The sequence below is a fragment of the Streptomyces sp. NPDC006798 genome, assembly GCF_040635975.1.
Lineage (GTDB): Bacteria > Actinomycetota > Actinomycetes > Streptomycetales > Streptomycetaceae > Streptomyces.
In genome coordinates this window covers 78,460-96,958 of record NZ_JBEYIS010000003.1, presented here as the reverse complement: position 1 = coordinate 96,958, position 18,499 = coordinate 78,460, and the positions used below count along the sequence as shown (strand labels likewise).

Below are 18,499 nucleotides of genomic sequence, written 5' to 3'. Positions count from 1 at the left end.
CGGGCAGGAATCAGCGCATCCATATCGGAGCACCCGGCCGAAGTACAGGTGTACAGGTGACCGACAGCGAGACAGGGGTGCGCATGCTGGGAGTGCGGTCCACGGCGGCCGAACCGCCCGGGACGCCCGGCGGGCCGGACGGGCCGGCGACGGCCCGGGACGCCGTCCGGGCCGTCGACGCGGAGCTGAGGCGCTTCCTCGACGCGGGACGGCGCCGGGCCGACGGTACGGACCCGGTGTTCGCCCGTGATGTCGCCGACCGGGTGGCCGATCTGGTCCTGCGGGGCGGCAAGCGGCTGCGGGCGGCGTTCGTGTGGTGCGGCTGGGCGGCGGCGGGCGGTTCGGGGGACGTCACACCGGTACTGCGTACGGGGGCGGCCATCGAACTCGTCCAGGCGTGCGCCCTGATCCACGACGACGTGATGGACGGCTCGCCGCTGCGGCGCGGCGCGCCCTCGGTGCATACGGGTCTTGCCCGCGCCCACGAGGCCGCGCGGATGACGGGCTCAGCGGAGACGTTCGGTGCCTTCGGCGCCGTACTCGCCGGTGATCTGGCGCTGGCCTGGGCGGACGATCTGCTGACGGAGACGGCCATCGGTTCACCGTACGGCCACCGGCTGGCCGTCGAATGGCGGGCGATGCGGGAGGAGATGGTCGCCGGGCAGTACCGGGACCTCCACGCGCAGGCCACCGGGGCGCGCGAACTCGACGACGCGCTGACCGTCGCCACCCTGAAGAGCGCCCTGTACACGGTCGAGCGGCCGCTGGCCCTGGGCGCGGCGCTGGCTGGCGCCGACGGCCCGGTCGTGGCGGCGCTGCGGGCCGCCGGGCGGTGCGCCGGGCTCGCCTTCCAGCTCCGCGACGATCTGCTGGGCACCTTCGGCGATCCGGCGCTGACGGGCAAACCGGCCGACGACGATCTCCGGACCGGCAAGCTGACCTGTCTGCTCGCGGTCGGCGCCGGGCTGGCCGGGGCGTCCGGCGACCGGGAGTCCGCCGCCGCGCTCGCCCCGGCCCCGGCCGGTCCTTCCGACGGCGCGGTGCGCCGCGCCAGGGCGGCGCTGGAACGCACCGGGGCGCGGTCCGTGGTCGAGTCGACGATCCACGAGCTGGCGTCGGCCGCCCTGCGGCACTTCGATCTGATCGGGGCGGATCCGCTCGTGCGGCGGGAGTTCGCGGCCCTGGTGGAGCGGGCGGCCGGGGGCGGGGCGCGGTCCGCCGGGGAGGCGGCGTGAAGACGGTCGCGGGGGCCACGGACCATGTGGTCGTGGTGGGCGCCGGGCTGTCCGGGCTGGCCTGCGCGCTGCATCTGCTGGGCGCGGGCCGCCGGGTGACGGTCGTCGAGCGGGACGAGGAGCCCGGTGGCCGGGCGGGCCGGGCCCGGCTCGGCGGCTACGAGATCGACACCGGGCCGACGGTGCTGACCATGCCGGAGCTGGCCGACGAGGCGTTCGCCGCAGTCGGCGACCGGCTCGACCGGCATGTCGAGCTGACGCCGCTGCACCCGGCCTACCGGGCCCGCTTCGCGGACGGCTCCGCACTCGACGTCCATACCGGGGGCGCGGCGATGGAGGAGGAGGTCCGGCGGTTCGCCGGGCCCGCCGACGCGGCCGGATACCGGGACCTGCGGCGGTGGCTGGAGCGGCTGTACCGGGCCCAGATGGGGCGGTTCATCGCGACGAACTTCGACTCGCCCCTCCGGCTGCTCCATCCGGATCTGGCCCGGCTGGCGGCGCTGGGCGGCTTCGGCCGGCTGGACCGGCGGATCGGCCGCTTCATCTCCGATCCCCGGCTGCGCCGGGTCTTCTCCTTCCAGTCGCTGTACGCCGGGGTCGCCCCGGCGAGGGCCCTCGCGGCCTATGCGGTGATCGCCTATATGGACACGGTGGCCGGGGTCTGGTTCCCGAAGGGCGGCGTGCACGCGCTGCCCCGGGGGATGGCGGACGCCGCCTCGGCGGCGGGTGCCCGGTTCCGGTGGTCGGCCGAGGTGACCTCGTTGGAGCGGTCGGGCGGCCGGGTCCGGGCCGTCCGGCTGGCTTCGGGCGAGCGGATCGCCTGTGACGCCGTGGTGCTGAGCTGCGAGCTGTCCACCGCGTACGGGCTGCTGGGGCGGGCCCCCAGGCGTCCCGTACGGCTGCGCCACGCGCCGTCCGCGGTCGTCCTGCACGCCGGAACGGACCGTACGTGGCCCGGCCTGGCACATCACACCCTCTCCTTCGGCTCCGCGTGGGAGCGCACCTTCGACGAGCTGACCCGGACGGGGCGGCTGATGAGCGACCCGTCGCTGCTGATCACCCGGCCGACGACGCACGATCCGGGGCTGGCTCCGCCGGGGAAACATCTGCACTACGTGCTGGCGCCCTGCCCCAATACCGAGATCGGGCCCTCCGGCGCGGAGTGGCGGGATCTGGGGCCGCGTTACCGCGACTCGCTCGTCGCCGAGCTGGAGCGCCGGGGGCTCGACGGTTTCGCCGCCGGTATCGACCGGGAGCTGCTGGTGACCCCGGTGGACTGGGCGGACCAGGGGTTCGCCGCGGGCAGCCCGTTCTCGGTCTCCCATACATTCGCCCAGACCGGTCCGTTCCGGCCGCGCAATCTGGTGCGCGGGCTGGAGAACGTGGTGCTGGCGGGGTGCGGGACCACTCCCGGGGTGGGGGTGCCGACGGTGCTGATCAGTGGCCGGCTGGCCGCCGCGCGGGTGACCGGCGAGACCGGTGGGTCCGGCCGGTCGTCCGGGAGCCGCCGGCCGCGTACCCGTACGCGTACGGCGTCTTCCGGCGTCCAAATCGGCGCCCCGGCCGGGGAGGCCGTCCATGACCCGTCGTGAACTGGACGCCGCGGGTGTCACCGAGCCCTCTCTCCGCGCCGCCTACGCCGAGTGCCGGCGGCTGAACGCCCTGCACGGCCGGAGCTACTTCCTGGCGACCCGGCTGCTTCCGGTGGAGCGCCGGTCCGCCGTCCACGCGCTGTACGGCTTCGCCCGCCGCGCGGACGACATCGTAGACAACACGGACAACACTGACATCACCGCCAACACTGACCGTGTTACCAGCGGTGCCGCAGCCGACGGCGAGGTCTCCCGGGACCGGGACCGGCTGCTGCGCCGTCTGGAGGGCGATCTGGCCCACGCTCTGCGGACCGGCGACGGTCACGATCCCGTGGTCCGGGCCGTCGCCGACACCGCCGGGCGGTACGGGATCGAGCACACCCTCTTCGCGGACTTCCTGGCCTCGATGCGCAGCGATCTGCGGGTCACGGACTATCCGGCCTATGCCGATCTGCGGTCCTATATGCACGGTTCGGCCGCGGTGATCGGGCTTCAGATGCTGCCGGTCCTCGGCACGGTCGGCGCCCGCGCGGAGGCGGAGCCGTACGCGGCCGATCTCGGGGTCGCCTTCCAGCTCACCAACTTCCTCCGGGACGTGGGCGAGGATCTGGACCGGGGCCGGGTGTACCTTCCGGCGGATCTGCTCGCCGCGCACGGGGTGGACCGGCCTCTGCTGGAGTGGAGCCGCCGGACCGGCCGTACCGATCCCCGGATCCGTTCGGCCCTGGTCGCGGCGGAGGCCCTGACGCGCGGGGTGTACCGGGCGGCGGAGCCGGGTATCGCCCTGCTCGATCCCCGGACCCGGCCCTGTATCCGGGCCGCGTTCACCCTCTACGGCGGCATCCTCGACGCGATCGCGGACCAGGGGTACGCGGTACTGCACCGGCGGGCCGTGGTGTCCCGGGGGCGGCGCGCGGCCACGGCGGCGGCCGGGGCGGCCCGGGTCGCCGCGGCCCGCTTCCGGGCCCGTACCGGACGGCGGGATCCGGAGCCGGGCGCCGTCGAACCCCCGCTGCGGAAGGGACCCGTGTCATGAGCGGTCGTACGACGGGCCCGGGCGGCTGGACGCCGCCGCTGCGGCGGTGGCGCCGGACGGCCTGGGCGGCCCAGGAGCCGACCTGGCGCGCGGCGCGCCCGGCGGTGATCGCGGACGCGCTGAAACGGGCCGGGGCGCGGCCCGCCGGGAACTGGTTCGTGGTCGGCGCGTCCCGGGAGATCCGGGCCGGTGACCGGCCGTACGGCAGGACGGTCGCCGGGGTCGAGATCGTGCTGTGGCGGTCGGCGGACGGCGAGCCGCACGCGGGCCCCGGGATCTGCCCGCATCTGGGGGCTCCGCTGCGGGAGAGCCGGATGGTGTGCGGGACGCTGGTGTGCCACTGGCACGGACTGGCCCTCGACGGCGGCCCGTTCGCGGGGTGGGAGCCGTATCCGGTCCACGACGACGGGGTCCTGGTGTGGGTACGGCTGGACGCGGTCGGCGGCGAGGAGCCGTCGGAGCGGCCGATGGTGCCGGTCCGGCCCGCGCCCGAACTGGGTGTGGCCGCCGTCCATACGGGTGTCGGGCGGTGCGAGCCGCAGGACGTGGTCGCCAACCGGCTCGATCCGTGGCACGGCGCGTGGTTCCATCCGTACGCGTTCGTGGATCTGACGGTGGCCCGGCCGCCGCGCGGCGACGAGGCCGACCGGGGCGGCGGGGACGACGGGGGCGACGCCTTCGTGGTCGATGTGTCGTTCCGGGTGAGCCGCCGTCTCGTGGTGCCGGTCCGGGCGGAGTTCACCGCCCCGGGGCCGCGTACCGTCGTCATGCGGATCACCTCGGGCGAGGGTGCCTCGTCCGTGGTCGAGACCCATGCCACGCCGCTGACCGGCGCGTCGGCGGCCCAGCCGAGGACGGCTGTGGTCGAGGCGGTCGTCGCGGCCTCCGACCGGCGCGGTTTCGCCCTGGCGCGGGCCGCCGCGCCGGTGCTGCGCCCGTTGATGCGGCGGACCTCGGCGAGGCTCTGGCGGGACGATCTGGCCTACGCGGAACGGCGCTGGGAGCTCCGGAGCACGGGCCGCTTCCCGGGGTGAGCCGAGGGGGCGGGTCGTCACGGGCCCCGCGCGGACCGACCCGGCCCGGCCCGGCTCACCCCGGCGGTCCCGCGCGCCGGGGTGCCGGGAGTCCTCCGGGCAGGTGCCGTACGGCCGTACGGGGGAATCGCCACCTGACTCCGCCGGGTACCCGCCCCGGTCTCCGTCCGGGGCGGCCGATTCCCTCTCATCGGCTCGTGGACCCCGGCCCGCCCGGACTCCGGCGAGGGGTTCGTACGGATTCGGCTCGCTACGGATTCAGCGCGCTCCGGCCCCGGCCCCGGCCAGCGCCCGCAGCAGCCGTGAGCGGCCCGCCCGGGGCACCGTCCACAGTGTCTGGCCGCGTACGCCCCACTCCGCGAGCAGCGCCCCGGCGGCCAGGAAGCCCGTGGTGGCCGCGCGTTCCATCAGGGCCACGGGCAGATCGCAGCGGATCGCGTCCCCGGCCAGGGTGATCCGCGGATGCGGGGTGGTCACGGCGGGCCGCCGGGCGTGGGAGCCGACGGGGAAGAAGGGGCAGTCGGAGCGCCATTCGTGCCGGGCGTCCACGATCCGGGCGGCCCGGGTCTCCGGATAGATCCGGCGCAGCCCGTCGACGAGCCGGTCCTGCACGGTCGCCGGTGGTGTGCCGGGGGCGACGGCGTAGGCGTGGAGTTCGACCACGGAGCCGCCGCCGCGCGCGGTCCGGCGCGCGGCCTCGCCCTCGTAGCGGTCGAGGACGCTGATGTTGTCGAGGCCGTCGTAGCCGCTGGTGCCGAGGAAGCCGGGGCGGTCGGCGCGGACCGGCCGGTCGAGCCAGAGCCGGGAGACGAGGAACGGCGGGGCGGTCGCCAGGGCGGCGATGTCGGCGCGCCAGTCGGGAGTGCCGAGGCCGGGTGAGGCGGCGACCGCCGTACGCAGGGCGCCGGGGTCGAGGGCGAGGACGACGGCGTCGTACCGGTCCGCCGCGCGGTCGGTCCGTACCTCGGCTCCCCCGCCGTCGACCGGGTGGACGCTCCGGACGGGGGTGCCGGTGCGGAGGTCGGCGCCGAGCCGTCCGAGGTAGTCGCCGAGGGGGTCCCACAGCGCCTGGGGGAAGGGTTCGGCCGGTACGTCGAAGAGCAGGCCCTCGGCGGAGCCGAGGAAGTAGATATGGAACATCAGCAGCAGTTCGGCGGCGGAGAGTTCGCGGGGGTCGGCGAAGAAGCTCCGGGAGAACACTTCGAAGGCGAGATGGTGCGCGGCCGCCGGGAAGCGGACCCGGTCCAGGAAGTCGGTGGCGCTGAGGCCGTCGAAGCGGGCGTAGACCTCGGGTACCCGGACGTCGAGCAGGGGCAGGGCGGCGCGGGCGTCCATCGCGGTGAGATCGCGTGCGCCGAAGGTCGGGCTGAGGGCGGCGAAGCCGAGGGCGCTGAACGGCGGGGTGCGCGGAACGCGGGCGAAGCTGTCGGTCAGTCCGCCGCTGTGCCGGAGCGGATAGTCGGGCAGGGCGCGCAGCCGGTCGAGCCCGGGATCGGTCCGCCGCAGCAGGCCGCGCAGATTGTAGTACTGGCGGAAGAAGGCGTGGAAGCCTCGGCTCATGGTGGCCGTGGATCCGTCGGCGAGCCGGGTCCGCCAGCCCGCGAGCCGTCCGCCGAGTGACGCCTCCCGTTCGTAGAGGGTGACCCGGGCGCCCCGTTCGGCCAGCAGGGTGGCGGCGGCGAGTCCGGCGATACCGCCGCCCGCCACGGCGACCCGGGGCGCGTCGTGCGGGGTGAAGCGGGGCCTGCCCGCCGGGGGCAGCAGGATCTCGGCCTTGCGGTCGCGGCCCCGCCGGGCCGTCCGCCGGGAGTTGTTCACCGGGTGTCCTCCGTATAAGGGGCGGCGGCACCGTTCCGGGCCAGGAAGGTATGGGTGATGCCGGTCTGCCAGCCCGCGACGGGGGCCGCGTGGACCGCGGTGAATCCGGCGTCCGCGAGCCGGGCGGCGAAGGCGGGGGCGGTGTCGAAGTCGAGGACGCTCCGCCACAGATGGCGGTAGAGGGCGCGGTCGCCGCCGACGGCGCCGAGCGGCATGATCACGCCCCGGCAGACGGCCGTCCACAGGGCGCGGTGGACGGCGGAGCCGCTGAGGCTGTACTCGTGGACGGCGAGCCGTCCCCCGGGGCCGAGCAGCGCGCGGACCGCGGCCAGGACCCGGTCGGGGTCGGTGACGTTGCGGAACAGATAGGCGGCGAAGACCGCGTCGTACGGCCCCTCCCCCAGAGTCGCCGTCTCCTCGGCGGTGAGCTGCCGGAAGTCCACCCGGGCGGGCCAGGGCTTGGCCCGGGCCCGCCGCAGCATCCCGGCCGAGGCGTCGACGGCGGTGATCCGGGCGTACGGCGCGGCCCGCAGCAGGGCCTCGGTGGAGGCGCCGGTGCCGCAGCCGAGGTCCAGGACGCGCAGCCCGGCGCCGCCCCGGGGCAGCCGCAGTCGGCGCGCGGAGCGGCGGAGGTCGGTGCGGTAGCCGGGGTTGAGGGCCGTGAGGCGGTCGTAGCGGTGTGCGGCGTGGTCGAAGGCGCGGGCCAGGTCGCGGTCGCGCAGCGGTGTCGTCGTCATCGGCGGTGTTCTCCCGGGGGCGGGGCCTGGTGCGGCCTGCGGGGCAGGAAGGGCAGTTCGACGGCGGTACGGAGCATGGCGCCGACCGGGGTGCGGAGTCCGATGGACCACTCCTCCAAGGGGGAGGTGCCGCCGTCGAGGAAGCGCAGCAGCCGTTCCGGCGGGACGCGGCGGAAGAGGCCCGTGAAGAAGTCGGGGCCGTCGATCCGGCCGGTGTCGAGGGCCCGTAGCAGTACGGCGTCCAGGGCGAGGGCCCGTCGTCCGTGCGGGGGCGGGACGGTCGCAGGGCCGGTCGGGAGGGCGGCGGCGATGGCCCGGCTCTGGCGCTGTACGGCGGCGAAGGTGTACCCGGTCGCCGGGCGGGTGGCTCCGCCGGAGGTCCCGATCCGGAAGACGGAGGGCGCCGCCCGGCGGGTGAACCGGCCGTCGGTCATGGGGATGGCGCCCTGTTCGGCGGCCTCCACGGTGTATCCGCCGAGGGCCAGCACGTCCCGGGCGTACCGGGTGAGCGCCGTGTCGTACGCCTCGGTGGTCAGCGGTGTCCGGGAGAACTCGGTGTACTCGACGAGCGCCCGGTCGGCCGCCAGCGGCAGGACGTAGCCGAAGGCGAGTCCGTGGCGGGGCTGCGGGACCCGGAAGTCCATCAGCTCGGCGACACCGGGGTCGAACCGGTCGGTTCCGGTGCGGACGAACCAGCCGCGGAAGTGCTGGACCAGCCGGGTTCTGGCCGGTGGCGGGGCGGGGACCGGGCGGGAGTCGAAGACATAGCGGGCCCGCAGGGAGAGCGTCCGGCCGTCGGGCGCGGTGCACCGTACCTCGGCGCCTTCGGGCGTGCCGTGGACCGTGTCGGCGGTGGCGCGCAGGATCCGTACGCCGGGGGAACGGGCGAGCCGGGCGTGGACCAGCCGTTCGAAGTCGGTGGAGCGGAGCATGCGGTACGTCAGCGGGGCGGGCGTCACGGTGACGGCGCGGCCGTCCGGGCCGTGGACCCGCAGCCGCGACCAGGAGGCGCTGACCGCCTCGTCGAGGCCGTCGGGTCCGTGGCCCCAGTAGCACCAGGTCCGTTCGGGGGGCCGGAGCGGGCCTTCGGGGGCGTCCACGAGGGTGACGGCGGCGGAGTTCCCTGGGGTGGCCAGCCGGTGCGCGAGGCTCAGTCCCGCCGCGCCGCCGCCGATGATAATCACATCGGGCATTCCCTCGGACGACTGAATCGTCCGGTGCGTTCGGCGGGTCGGGTCCGTCCGGTTCACGGGGTGCGCCGTTCGGCGCCGGGGGTGCCGTCCGGGGTGGTACGCGGCGGTACGGGACCGGCCGCCCCCGGGCCCGGCGCCGGTACCGTACGCGGGCCGCCGCCCGAAACACTCGTGACCGGGGGCAGCGGCGGGCGCGCGCCGTCGGGATTCATCTCCGCGTCCTCCGTGCCTGCCGTCGCTCTGCCACGCGCGCGGCGTTTTCCGCGGCCTCTTCTGTGCCGTCTCCGCAATCTCTTCCGTGTTCGGGCCGCCGGTGGATGCGGTCTCACCCGAACAGGCCCGGCGGACCGGGGGTATCCGGTCCGGGCGGGTGGGTCCGGGCGCCGTCGCGTCCGGGTACCCGGACGGCGGCCGGCTCAGCCCCGTACGGCCGACTCCACGGCGGCCACGGCCTCCGCGAGGCTCCGGGGGCACGCCAGTCCCGGCACCGTCTGACCGGTCCATCCCGGGCCGAGCGTGAGGACGGCCGGCCCTCCGCGGGCGCCGCGCACGCCCCATTCGATCGCCGCGATATGCCGGGCCAGGGGGCGGCTGGCCGTGCCCCGGGCCTGCGCCCACAGTCCGACCACGGCCGGACCGGTCCGCCGGACGACGGCCGCGAGGGACTCGGCGGGCAGCCCGCCGCCGAACATCCTTACCGGAAGGTCCCGTTCGGCCAGCGCGGCGGCCAGCACCTCCAGCGGCAGGGTGTGGTGCTCGGCGGGCGCGCAGGCCAGCACCGTCGTGGCGCCGGGACGGTCGGCGGCCGTGGCGGGCGCGTACCGCCGCAGGGCTCCGGAGACGTGCCAGGAGAGGAAGTGCTCGACCTCCACATATCTCTCCCCCTCGCGCTCCCATTTGCGGCCGACCGCCCGGAGCGTCGGTACGAGTACCTCCGTCCAGGCGGCGATCAGGCCGTGTTCCTCGACGGCTGCCGTCAGCAGTCCGTCGAGCGCGGCGGCGTCGAGGCGCAGGGCCGCACGGGCGATCCCCTTGCACTCCTGACGGACGTCGCCGAGCCGCAGTCCCGATCCGGCCCGGCTGCGGCCACGCGCCGCGGGAACCGGAACAGGAACAGGAACAGAGGCGGGGACCGGGCCGGGAACGGGGCCGGGCCCGGTCAGCGCCAGCCGGGCGGCCTCGGCGGGCGGCAGCCCGGTGGCCGTCAGCGCGCACATCCGCTCCAGCCGGGCCAGATCAGCGGCGGTCCAGCGGCGGTGCCTGCCACCGGTGCGCGCGGCGGGGCCGAGCCCGTAGCGGCGGTCCCAGGAGCGGACCGTCGTCGGCGCCACGCCCAGCCGCCGCGCCACCTCACCGGTCGTCAGCCCGCCGGCCCGCCGCCCGTCCGTATCGCTCGGGCCCGGAGGTCCGGGCGGTCCGGATGCGGCGTCGCCGTCGTTGTCCTTCGTCATGACCACGCCCTCAGATTACGACGCACAAACGACGCGTGTTGTGCCCGTCGTTCCGGCTCAACAGACTGCACCGCACCAGCCGGTGACCACGGCACCCGCCGTACGGCCCCGGCCACGGGCGGCCTTCCGCCGCGCCCGGCGCAAACCGCAGGACGGCAGGACGGCAGGACGGCAGGAGGAACAGATCATGCCCACCGACACACGACACTCCGACGCCGGTACCGATGCCCCGGCCGTGCGGGAGTTCCGGTGCGAGGACGATCTCGTCCGTGGTCTGCTCGCCGCCGACGAGATCGCCTTCGCCGCCGTCTACCGGCGCTGGGGCTCCCTGGTCCATGCCATGGCGACCCGCTCGCTCGGCGACGCCCACGAGGCCGAGGACGTCACCCAGCAGGTCTTCCTGGGCGCCTGGCGCGGGCGGCACGGCTACCGTTCGGAACGGGGCCCGCTCGGCGGCTGGCTGGTCGGGATCACCCGGCGCAAGATCGTCGACGCCCTGTCGGCCAGGACCCGGCGTCCCGCCCTGATCGACACCTCGGCCGGCCCCGACACCGGTACCCGGCGGACCGGTGACGACGCCCCGGACGAGGTCCTGGACCGGGTAGTCGTGGCCGACGCGCTCTCCCGGCTGCCGCGCGGCCAGCGCGAAGTGCTCCGACTGGCGTTCTACGAGGATCTGACCCAGACCCAGATCGCCGAACGCACCGGCCTCCCCCTGGGCACCGTGAAGAGCCACACCCGGCGCGGTCTGCTCCGGCTCCGGGAGGGCATCGCCCCCGGCCGTGCCGAGGAGAGCGCCGCGTAGCCGTCCCTCCGGAGGCCGGGGAGCGGACCGGGACCGGCCGAAGACCCGACGGGCCCGGCCGCCCGCCGGTCACGGCGCCGTACGCTCCGCGCCGGAGATCACCGCGGTCACGACCCTGCGGACGTCCTCGGCGCCCGGCGGGACACCGTGCCGGTCGGCGAAGAGCAGATGCGCCGCCCCGATCAGCGTGGGGGCGAGCACGTCGGCATCGGCGTCCGGGGCGATCCGGCCGAGCGCGCCTTCGGCGCTCAGATAGGCCGCGATCCCGGCCACCGCGTCGGCCAGGACGGGAACACCGGCGGGCCGGGTCCCGCGCAGCCGGGCCCGCAGGCCGTCCCGCGAGACGAGCAAGCCGATCAGGGCCACCGCGACCGAGTCGAAGAGGTCCAGCAGCGCCCCGGTGAGACGGTCGGCGACGGTGCCGGTCCCGGCGGACCGGAGAAGGACGGCGGAGCGGTCCTCGATCCGGGTGATCCGGTCCCGTACGAGTTCGGCGAGGAAGGTGTCGAAGTCGGTGAAGTGCCGGTGCAGCACGCCCTTGGCGCAGCCCGCCTCCAGGGTGACGGCCCGGCTGGTGAGGGCGCTCGGCCCGGCCCTGAGCAGTACGCGCTCGGCGGCGTCGAACAGCTGGCCCCGGACATCGCGGATGGCCACTCCCGTGGGCGCCACGGATCCCCACATCCCTGTGATCGGTCGATACGGACGGATTGACGAGTGGGCATGTGCCCACTCAGAGTGGGCACATGCCCACTTTACCGCCGGAGCGCGCCGGTGCCCCCGGGTCCGCGTCCCATCACCACCGCCGGGTGGCGGAGTCGTTCGGCTCCGACGCGGCACGCTACGACCGGGCGCGGCCCGGCTATCCCCGGGCGCTGGTGGAGCGGATCGCCGCCGCCGCACCGGGCCGGGACGTACTGGACGTCGGCTGCGGTACCGGTATCGCGGCCCGGCTGTTCGCCTCGGCCGGGTGCCGGGTGCTGGGTGTCGACATCGACGCCCGGATGGCCGAGCGGGCCCGTGCGTACGGACTCGCCGTCGAGGTGGCGGCGTTCGAGTCCTGGGATCCGGCGGGCCGGACCTTCGACGCCGTCGTCTCCGGGCAGAGCTGGCACTGGATCGACCCGGCCGCCGGGGCCGCGGCGGCGGCCAGGGCCCTGCGCCCCGGTGGCGTACTGGCGCTGTTCTGGAACGCGGGGCGACCGCCGACCGGGCTGGCGGCCGCCTTCGCCGAGGTCTACCGCCGGGTACTGCCCGGCTCGCTCGCCGCGCGGCTGTCGGCTGCGGCCCCGGACGGCTATGCGGCGCTCCGCGATACGGCGGCCGACGGGATCCGGCAGGCGGCCGGGCTCACCGCACCCGAGCGATGGCAGCACGACTGGCGGCGGACCTACACCCGGGACGAGTGGCTGGACCAGCTCCCCACCCAGGGCGCCTTCACCCGGCTGCCGGAACCCCGCCTGGCGGCGGCGCTGTCCGGGATCGGCGCCGCGATCGACGCGGCGGGCGGCGCATTCACCATGCGTTACACCACGACGGCGGTCGTCTCGACGCGCGACGGCGCCACCGCCTGACCCGGACCGGCCCCCGTTTCCGCGCCCGTCCGGCCGTCTCGTCACGGACGATGGCCGTACGGCGACCGTGAGCGGGCTCTCGCCGTCGTCCGGTGAATTTCGCCGGGCTCTCCGGTCTGCCCTTCCGACACCGGATCCACCCCGCGACCGAGGAGGCAGCCACCGTGCCCGCCAGCTATACGTTCGACGTCTTCTCCAGCCTCGACGGCTTCGGCTCCTACGGCGGCGACGGGGACTGGGGCGGCTACTGGGGCAAGCAGGGCCCCGAACTCCTCGAACACCGGCTCGCCCAGTACGGCGCCGAGCAGCGGATGGTCTTCGGGGCCAACACCTACCGGGAGTTCGTCCGGCTCCTCGACCCCGCCACCGGGGTCGAAGAGGTCGGCGACCCCTGGGTGACCCGGATGACCCGGCTGCCCGCCACGGTCGTCTCGACCACCCTGCGGGATCCCCTCGACTGGCCGGGCGACGCGCGGGTCGCCCACGGCGACGCGGTCGACGTCGTCGCCCGGCTCAAGGAGGAGTCCCCGGTGCCGCTGCGCTCGCACGGCAGTCCGGCGATGAACCGGGCGCTGATGGCCGCCGGGCTGGTCGACCGCGTCCAGGTGACGATCTTCCCCGTCCTCACCGGCCAAAGCGGTACGGCCCCGGTTTTCCGGGGCGCGGCCGACTTCGACCTCGAACTGATCGACCACCGCACCCTCGACGGCCGGATCCAGGAGCTGGTCTACCGCCCCACCCGGCACGGCTGAGCCCGGCGGCACGGCCCGGAGCCCGTGGGTTCGTGGGCCCGGCCGGAGTTCAGCCCGCCCGCCGGACCGGTTCCGCCCCGGTCTCGGCGAGGAAGCCGGTCAGTACCTCGACCAGCCGTTCGGGCTGGTCCTCGGGGACGAGGGTGGACGAGTCCGCGATCTCCACCAGCCGTCCCCCCGGATACAGCCCGGCCAGCCGGGGGCCGTGTTCCCGGGGCATCAGCCGGTCCTCGGCCGCCCAGACGACCAGGACCGGACGGTCGAACTCCGGCAGCCGCTCGCTCATGGCCAGCAGGGTCGCCCGGTCCGGCGCCCCGGTGGCGAACTTGGCGAAGTCCCGGCGAATCGCCCGGCTCCGGGTCGCGGGGGCGAACCAGTCGGTCATGATCTCGTCGGGGATCCCGCGCAGGCTCATTCCGCCGTAGCCGGACCGGTGGTGGCGGAACGCCGGAATACGCATCAGCCGGGTCAGCAGCCGGACGCCGCCGGGGAGCCCGCACACCCGGGCCATCGCCTTGGCGGGCCCCGGCGGGAAGTTGTCGAACGCCTCGCAGGCCACCAGCACCATCCGCGCGACCCGTTCGGCCCGCCCCTCCGACACCAGGAACTGGCCTCCGCCCCAGTCGTTGAGGACGAGTGTCACATCCTCCAGGCCGAGCCGTTCGATGAACTCGCCCAGCAGCAGGGCGACTCCGGTCTGCGACAGATCGGCGTCCGGCTTCATCGGTACGCGATGGCCGCCGAGGGGCAGGGTCGGCAGCACACAGCGGTATCCGTCCAGCAGCGGGACCACCTTGCGCCACTGGGTCTCGTTCATCGGCAGACCGTGCGCGAAGACGAGGACCGGCCCCTCACCGCCGGTGTCCTGGTAGTCGATCGACCCCGATGACAGTTCGATTCTCATATCGCACCCTCACTTGATAGATCGTTCTACTGTAACCTTGGGGCAACAGGGAGGCGGAGGCAATGGAACATCCGGATACCCGGGCCAGGATCCGGGGCGCGGCCACGGTGCTCTTCCGCCGCCACGGATACGCGGCCACGGGTCTCAAGCGGGTCGCGACCGAGGCGGAGGCGCCGTTCGGCTCGATCTACCACTTCTTCCCCGGTGGCAAGCAGCAGTTGGCCGAGGACATGATCCGTACCTCCGGACCGGCGTACGGCCGGATGGTGCTGACGCTGCTGAACGCCGTACCGGACCCCGCCGAATCACTCGTCCACGCCTTCGACGCGGCCGGAGCCGATCTCGCCTCCACCGACTACGCCGACGCCTGCCCGATCGGGACGATGGCCCTGGAGGTCGCCAGCAGCAACGAGGTGCTGCGGACCGCGACGGCGGAGGTCTTCGACGAGTGGACCGAATCCGCGGCCCGGTGGTTCGGCCGCTGGGTGGACGACCCGGCGGAGGCGCGATCCCTCGCCCGCTCGATGATCATGATGCTGGAAGGGGCGTTCATGCTCAGCCGGGCCGCCCGCGATCCGGAGCCGCTGCGGGTGGCGGGCCGGTCGATGGCCGAACTGCTGCGGGCCGCCGTCGCGCGGAACAAGGCGGACTGACGCCGGTCCGTGGCCGGTTCCGGGCCGGGACGGCGCGGGGGTATACGTCGCGGCGGCCGTCGCGGTCAGGGATCCGGCAGGCCGTCCTCCACATCGAGCAGGATCCGGCCGTGGCCGCCCGTGTCCACGGCGTCATGGGCCCGGGCGATCGCGTCGAGCGGGAAACGCTCCCGTACGGGGACGGTGAGGGCGCCCGACGCCGCGGCGGACGTCAGCTCGCGGGCCGCCAGGCGGCGGGCGGGCGGCGGGAAGTCGTCGCTGCCGAGCAGCCGGAGCGTGACGTTCTTGAAGAGCAGGTCCCAGAACGGCAGCGGGGTGGGGTCGGCCCGGGTCGCGTAGGCCGCGATCACCGTGCCGTCACCCGCGACGGCCGCGTCCAGCGGCCCGTTGTCGGAGAGGGACACCTCGACGATCCGGTGCACCGCGCCACCGGGCGCGTACGACCGCAGCTCCCCCGCCGGGTCCTCGCCGTCGAGGGCGACGACCCGGCGCGGCACGGCCGGATCGGTCTCCGGCAGATCCCCGGTCCTCACCACCGTGCCCAGGACGGTCGCCCCGCCCCAGGCGGCGAGTTGGGCCGCCAGCGAGCCGACCGCGCCGAGGACGCCGTGGACCAGGACGGTCAGCCCGTCGACCGGGCCGTCCGCGAAGACGGCCCGGTGGGCTGTGATCCCGGGGATGCCGAGACAGGCGCCGAGGTCGTCGGCGACCGGCGCGGGCAGGGGTACCGCCTGGTCGGCGGGGACGACGGTGTAGCGCGCGGCCGTGCCGAAGGGGCGGTACGACTGGGCCCCGTACACCCAGACCCGCTCCCCCGCCCGGCGGCCGGGCACCCCCTCGCCCACCGCGTCCACCACACCCGCCGCGTCGCTGTGCGGGATCACCACGGGACAGGGCATCCGGGAGCCGAGCCAGCCCCGGCGTTTCTTGGTGTCCCCCGGATTGACCCCGGACACGGCGACGCGTACGCGTACCTCACCGGGGCCGGGTACGGGATCGGGCAGCTCCCCGACCCTCAGCACCTCGGCGGCCGGGCCCTGCTCCTCGTACCAGGCGGCTCGCATCCGGCACCTCCCACTCGGGGGCATCCGCCGTTTTCGAGCCTACGGGGGCCGACGCGCGCCCGCCCCGCGAAGAAGCCCCCGCCGGGCGGATCACGGGCACCGTACGGCGGGCGTCGTCAGCGCCGAGTCCGCGTGGAGCGTGATCCGTACCGGTACGAAGGCGGTGGCGTCCGCCCGGGGTTCCCCGGTGCCGGGATCGGGGGCGTACCGGGGGTGGGCCCCGCCGCTGATCTGCCAGCGGACGCGATGTCCGGCGGCGAAGCGGTGGGCGGTGGAGCCCATCGGCACGGTGATGCGCGAGGTCGCCTCGCCGGCGGCCCGGATCCGGCCCAGCCCGTCGCAGATATTGATGGAACGGCCCCGCGGATCCACATCGCAGAGGCGGGTGAAGACATCGGCGTGGCCGGTGTCGGTGGAGACGCTCAGCCGGGCGGAGACCGGGCCGAGGACGTCCAGGGGCTCGGCGAGCGGGGGGCCGGTGAAGGTCAGTACGTCGCCCCGGCGCTCCAGGGCGCCGTTGTCGCGGGCACCGGCGCCCGGGGAGAGCAGCGGGCCGCCGACGGACGGGGTGGGGTCGTCCGGGTCGTAGCGGAACGACGCCAGGGGCGCGGAATCGGCGGGGGCCTGCCGGGTGAGCTGCCCCTCGGCGGTGGGGAACCACTCCCCGGCGGCGGCCGGGGCCGCCGGCCAGTCGTCGAGGTCGCGCCGGCCGTCCGCGCCGACGTGGACCCGGACCCTGGTGGGGCGGAGGCCGGAGGGATCGCCGTACAGATGCGCGCGCAGCCAGGCCAGGCTCTCGGTGAAGACCTCGGGCCACCCCTTCCCCAGGGCGGAGGTATGGGTCCAGGGGCCGACGAGCAGGGCGGTCTCGCAGCCCGCGGCGCGCAGTCGGCGGTACTGCTCGACGGTCTGGTCGCCCAGTACGTCGTGCCATCCGGTGATCAGGGCGGTCGGTACGGTCAGCCGCTCGGCCACCGCCGCCAGGGACGCGCCGCGCCAGTACGGGTCGTCGGGTTCCGGGTGTGCCAGCACCTCGTCCAGCCAGGGCACCTCGCCTCCGAGGGCGGACGGGAAGGCTCCGCGCAGCGGGCGCGCGGTGGTGACGGCGCGCAGTCGCCGCCGCAGCCGCAGGGTGGCCCTCAGGAGTGCTCCGGTCCCTTGGTGCTGGTAGGTCATTCCGGCGCCGATGGCGAGGGCGTGTTCCAGGCGGAGCGCGCCGTCCGCGTAGAAGAGGGCGTACGGGTCGTGCAGCCCCACCTGCACCACCATCGCCTTCAGCTCCGGCGGCGGGTCGTCGGCGAGGGCCCACTGCGCATAGCTCAGATAGCTGGGTCCGATGGTTCCCAGGCGTCCGTCGAACCAGCTCCGCTCGCGCAGCCAGGCGACGGCGGCCCGGCCGTCGGCCGCCTCGTTGCGCCAGAGGTCGAACGCGCCGCCGGAGCCGCCGGTGCCCCGGCAGCTCTGGAGCACCACATGGAAGCCCTGTTCGGCGAAGAGGATGCCGTACTGCGGAGACCACGGCAGGCCCCGGCCGTAGGGCGAGCGCACCAGGAGGGTGGGGAAGTCGCCGTCGGCGCGCGGGAAGTAGTGGTCGGTGATCAGCGGGCTGCCGTCGGCGGCGGGCACCGGCAGGCCCGGCTCCCGTCCGACGTCGTACCGCCCGGCCGGCAGGCCGCGCCAGGTCGCTCTCATGATCCGTGCGGCCAGCGGCGGCCTGCCCGGAGGCCGCGCCCGGACCGATCGCGCCGCAGGGTCGTGCGCGGGTGCTGTCATCGTGCCCCTCCTCGATATCCGTACGTCGTACGAGAATAAAGGATGCTTGGATGAGCCCCGCAAGGGCCGCCCCGATCGAGGGAGGGAGCGCGGACCATGTCCCGCGAAGAAGGGCCCGGCACCCCGGGTGCCGACCCCGAGCAGCTCTGGCTCGGCCCCACCCGGCCCCGCAGGGGCCGCAAACCCGCCTACAGCCGGGAGGCGATCACGGCGGCGGCCGTCGCCCTGGCCGACGCGGAGGGGCTCGAAGCGGTCACCATCCGGAGGGTCGCCGCCCGGGTCGGCGCGGGCGCCATGTCGCTCTACAGCTACGCCCCCGACAAGGAGACCCTGCTGGAGCTGATGGTCGACCACGTCAGCGGCGAACTCCCGGCCGCGGGCACACCCACCGGCGACTGGCGGGCCGAGCTGAAGGCCATCGCCCACCTCCAGCGCGCCCATATGCTGCGGCACCCCTGGCTGCCCGCCGCCCTGGCCGCCCGCCGCACCCCCGGCCCCCGCGCCCTGGCCTTCCTCGAACGCGCGCTCGCCGCCCTGCGGCCCACCGGACTGGACGGCGCGGCAAGGCTGGAGGTCTTCGCCCAGCTCACCTCGTTCGTGGCCGGGCACGTCGCCCACGAGATCGCCCGGGACACGGCCGCACGCTCCCCCGACCGGATCGCGGCCGAGGCCCGCTACCTCACCGCCGTCGCCGCCGACGGCCACCACCCGGAACTCGCCGAGGCGCTCGCGGCCCCCGGGCGCCCCCTCACCCCCGAAGCCACCTTCACCCGGTTCCTCAACCGGCTCGTCGACGGCCTCGACTCCGAACCGACGGCCACCGAACCGACAGCCGCCCGGACGGCCACCCGGACGGCGGGCGCCGGGAGCGGACCGGTCGC

16 protein-coding genes and 1 pseudogene are annotated in these 18,499 nt (G+C 75.3%); 9 read left to right on the top strand and 8 right to left on the bottom strand.

The genetic code is table 11. The features are described from left to right. Positions 1–83: 83 nt before the first annotated feature. Genes ABZ714_RS02810 through ABZ714_RS02795 form a run of 4 tightly spaced genes read left to right on the top strand, consistent with a single transcriptional unit; the run spans position 84 to position 4,897 of the window. The gene (locus ABZ714_RS02810) at positions 84–1,235 is read left to right on the top strand and encodes a polyprenyl synthetase family protein (protein ID WP_358823442.1); all 1,152 of its coding nucleotides are present in this window, start codon (positions 84–86) and stop codon (positions 1,233–1,235) included. Further along, positions 1,232–2,827 (top strand): phytoene desaturase, encoded by a 1,596-nt coding sequence (locus tag ABZ714_RS02805; RefSeq protein ID WP_358823327.1) that lies wholly within the window; start codon positions 1,232–1,234, stop codon positions 2,825–2,827. Before ABZ714_RS02810 ends, ABZ714_RS02805 begins: the two co-directional genes overlap by 4 nt. Continuing rightward, positions 2,814–3,863, top strand: a complete 1,050-nt coding sequence (locus ABZ714_RS02800; RefSeq protein ID WP_358823326.1) for a phytoene/squalene synthase family protein — start codon at positions 2,814–2,816, stop codon at positions 3,861–3,863. Before ABZ714_RS02805 ends, ABZ714_RS02800 begins: the two co-directional genes overlap by 14 nt. After that, entirely contained in the window at positions 3,860–4,897 is a 1,038-nt protein-coding gene (locus ABZ714_RS02795; protein WP_358823325.1) for a DUF5914 domain-containing protein, read from the top strand. The genes ABZ714_RS02800 and ABZ714_RS02795 overlap by 4 nt, the downstream gene beginning before the upstream one ends. A gap of 258 nt (positions 4,898–5,155) precedes the next feature. Here ABZ714_RS02795 and ABZ714_RS02790 read toward each other — a convergent pair whose 3' ends face one another. The 4 genes from ABZ714_RS02790 to ABZ714_RS02775 all read right to left on the bottom strand — a co-directional run bounded on the left by ABZ714_RS02790 (position 5,156) and on the right by ABZ714_RS02775 (position 10,102). After that, positions 5,156–6,715 carry an NAD(P)/FAD-dependent oxidoreductase gene (locus ABZ714_RS02790; RefSeq protein ID WP_358823324.1) on the bottom strand — a complete coding sequence of 520 codons (1,560 nt, stop codon included), beginning with the start codon at positions 6,713–6,715 and terminating at the stop codon, positions 5,156–5,158. Further along, entirely contained in the window at positions 6,712–7,452 is a 741-nt protein-coding gene (locus ABZ714_RS02785) for a methyltransferase domain-containing protein (protein ID WP_358823323.1), read from the bottom strand. The genes ABZ714_RS02790 and ABZ714_RS02785 overlap by 4 nt, the downstream gene beginning before the upstream one ends. Then, a complete protein-coding gene (locus tag ABZ714_RS02780; RefSeq protein ID WP_358823322.1) occupies positions 7,449–8,645 on the bottom strand; it encodes a lycopene cyclase family protein in 1,197 nt (398 codons plus the stop codon). The genes ABZ714_RS02785 and ABZ714_RS02780 overlap by 4 nt, the downstream gene beginning before the upstream one ends. A 416-nt stretch (positions 8,646–9,061) precedes the next feature. Beyond that, positions 9,062–10,102 (bottom strand): MerR family transcriptional regulator, encoded by a 1,041-nt coding sequence (locus ABZ714_RS02775; protein ID WP_358823321.1) that lies wholly within the window; start codon positions 10,100–10,102, stop codon positions 9,062–9,064. Positions 10,103–10,283: 181 nt separating this feature from the next. Here ABZ714_RS02775 and ABZ714_RS02770 point away from each other — a divergent pair, with 181 nt between their 5' ends. Continuing rightward, the gene (locus tag ABZ714_RS02770) at positions 10,284–10,901 is read left to right on the top strand and encodes a sigma-70 family RNA polymerase sigma factor (RefSeq protein ID WP_358823320.1); all 618 of its coding nucleotides are present in this window, start codon (positions 10,284–10,286) and stop codon (positions 10,899–10,901) included. A gap of 69 nt (positions 10,902–10,970) precedes the next feature. Here the strand turns inward: ABZ714_RS02770 and ABZ714_RS02765 are convergent, their stop codons facing one another. Then, positions 10,971–11,582 (bottom strand): TetR/AcrR family transcriptional regulator, encoded by a 612-nt coding sequence (locus tag ABZ714_RS02765; RefSeq protein ID WP_358823319.1) that lies wholly within the window; start codon positions 11,580–11,582, stop codon positions 10,971–10,973. Between the two features lie 62 nt (positions 11,583–11,644). Between ABZ714_RS02765 and ABZ714_RS02760 the strand changes: the two genes are divergently transcribed. Both ABZ714_RS02760 and ABZ714_RS02755 read left to right on the top strand, forming a co-directional pair. Beyond that, positions 11,645–12,472 carry a class I SAM-dependent methyltransferase gene (locus ABZ714_RS02760; RefSeq protein WP_358823318.1) on the top strand — a complete coding sequence of 276 codons (828 nt, stop codon included), beginning with the start codon at positions 11,645–11,647 and terminating at the stop codon, positions 12,470–12,472. A 164-nt stretch (positions 12,473–12,636) separates the two neighbouring features. Further along, positions 12,637–13,224, top strand: a complete 588-nt coding sequence (locus ABZ714_RS02755; RefSeq protein ID WP_358823317.1) for a dihydrofolate reductase family protein — start codon at positions 12,637–12,639, stop codon at positions 13,222–13,224. Positions 13,225–13,273: 49 nt separating this feature from the next. On the opposite strand, the gene ABZ714_RS02750 is transcribed toward ABZ714_RS02755, so the two are convergent. Continuing rightward, entirely contained in the window at positions 13,274–14,128 is an 855-nt protein-coding gene (locus ABZ714_RS02750) for an alpha/beta hydrolase (RefSeq protein ID WP_358823316.1), read from the bottom strand. A 62-nt stretch (positions 14,129–14,190) separates the two neighbouring features. Here ABZ714_RS02750 and ABZ714_RS02745 point away from each other — a divergent pair, with 62 nt between their 5' ends. After that, positions 14,191–14,781 carry a TetR/AcrR family transcriptional regulator gene (locus ABZ714_RS02745; protein ID WP_358823315.1) on the top strand — a complete coding sequence of 197 codons (591 nt, stop codon included), beginning with the start codon at positions 14,191–14,193 and terminating at the stop codon, positions 14,779–14,781. 65 nt (positions 14,782–14,846) lie between these two features. Here ABZ714_RS02745 and ABZ714_RS02740 read toward each other — a convergent pair whose 3' ends face one another. Further along, entirely contained in the window at positions 14,847–15,845 is a 999-nt protein-coding gene (locus ABZ714_RS02740; RefSeq protein ID WP_358823314.1) for an NADPH:quinone reductase, read from the bottom strand. Between the two features lie 90 nt (positions 15,846–15,935). After that, positions 15,936–17,537: a CocE/NonD family hydrolase gene (locus tag ABZ714_RS02735; RefSeq protein WP_358823441.1), complete on the bottom strand. Its 1,602-nt coding sequence runs from the start codon at positions 17,535–17,537 to the stop codon at positions 15,936–15,938. A gap of 177 nt (positions 17,538–17,714) precedes the next feature. Here ABZ714_RS02735 and ABZ714_RS02730 point away from each other — a divergent pair. Further along, a pseudogene (locus ABZ714_RS02730) lies at positions 17,715–18,428 on the top strand (TetR/AcrR family transcriptional regulator C-terminal domain-containing protein); the annotation flags it as partial. Positions 18,429–18,499: the final 71 nt, after the last annotated feature.

Excerpts from the sequence above, each read along its gene's own strand:
- ABZ714_RS02810 (WP_358823442.1), top strand. The coding sequence starts at position 84 with ATGCTGGGAGTGCGGTCCACGGCGGCCGAACCGCCCGGGACGCCCGGC.
- ABZ714_RS02800 (WP_358823326.1), top strand. The coding sequence starts at position 2,814 with ATGACCCGTCGTGAACTGGACGCCGCGGGTGTCACCGAGCCCTCTCTC.
- ABZ714_RS02795 (WP_358823325.1), top strand. The coding sequence starts at position 3,860 with ATGAGCGGTCGTACGACGGGCCCGGGCGGCTGGACGCCGCCGCTGCGG.
- ABZ714_RS02785 (WP_358823323.1), bottom strand. The coding sequence starts at position 7,452 with ATGACGACGACACCGCTGCGCGACCGCGACCTGGCCCGCGCCTTCGAC.
- ABZ714_RS02780 (WP_358823322.1), bottom strand. The coding sequence starts at position 8,645 with ATGCCCGATGTGATTATCATCGGCGGCGGCGCGGCGGGACTGAGCCTC.
- ABZ714_RS02770 (WP_358823320.1), top strand. The coding sequence starts at position 10,284 with ATGCCCACCGACACACGACACTCCGACGCCGGTACCGATGCCCCGGCC.
- ABZ714_RS02765 (WP_358823319.1), bottom strand. The coding sequence starts at position 11,582 with ATGTGGGGATCCGTGGCGCCCACGGGAGTGGCCATCCGCGATGTCCGG.
- ABZ714_RS02760 (WP_358823318.1), top strand. The coding sequence starts at position 11,645 with ATGCCCACTTTACCGCCGGAGCGCGCCGGTGCCCCCGGGTCCGCGTCC.
- ABZ714_RS02750 (WP_358823316.1), bottom strand. The coding sequence starts at position 14,128 with ATGAGAATCGAACTGTCATCGGGGTCGATCGACTACCAGGACACCGGC.
- ABZ714_RS02745 (WP_358823315.1), top strand. The coding sequence starts at position 14,191 with ATGGAACATCCGGATACCCGGGCCAGGATCCGGGGCGCGGCCACGGTG.
- ABZ714_RS02740 (WP_358823314.1), bottom strand. The coding sequence starts at position 15,845 with ATGCGAGCCGCCTGGTACGAGGAGCAGGGCCCGGCCGCCGAGGTGCTG.
- ABZ714_RS02735 (WP_358823441.1), bottom strand. The coding sequence starts at position 17,537 with ATGAGAGCGACCTGGCGCGGCCTGCCGGCCGGGCGGTACGACGTCGGA.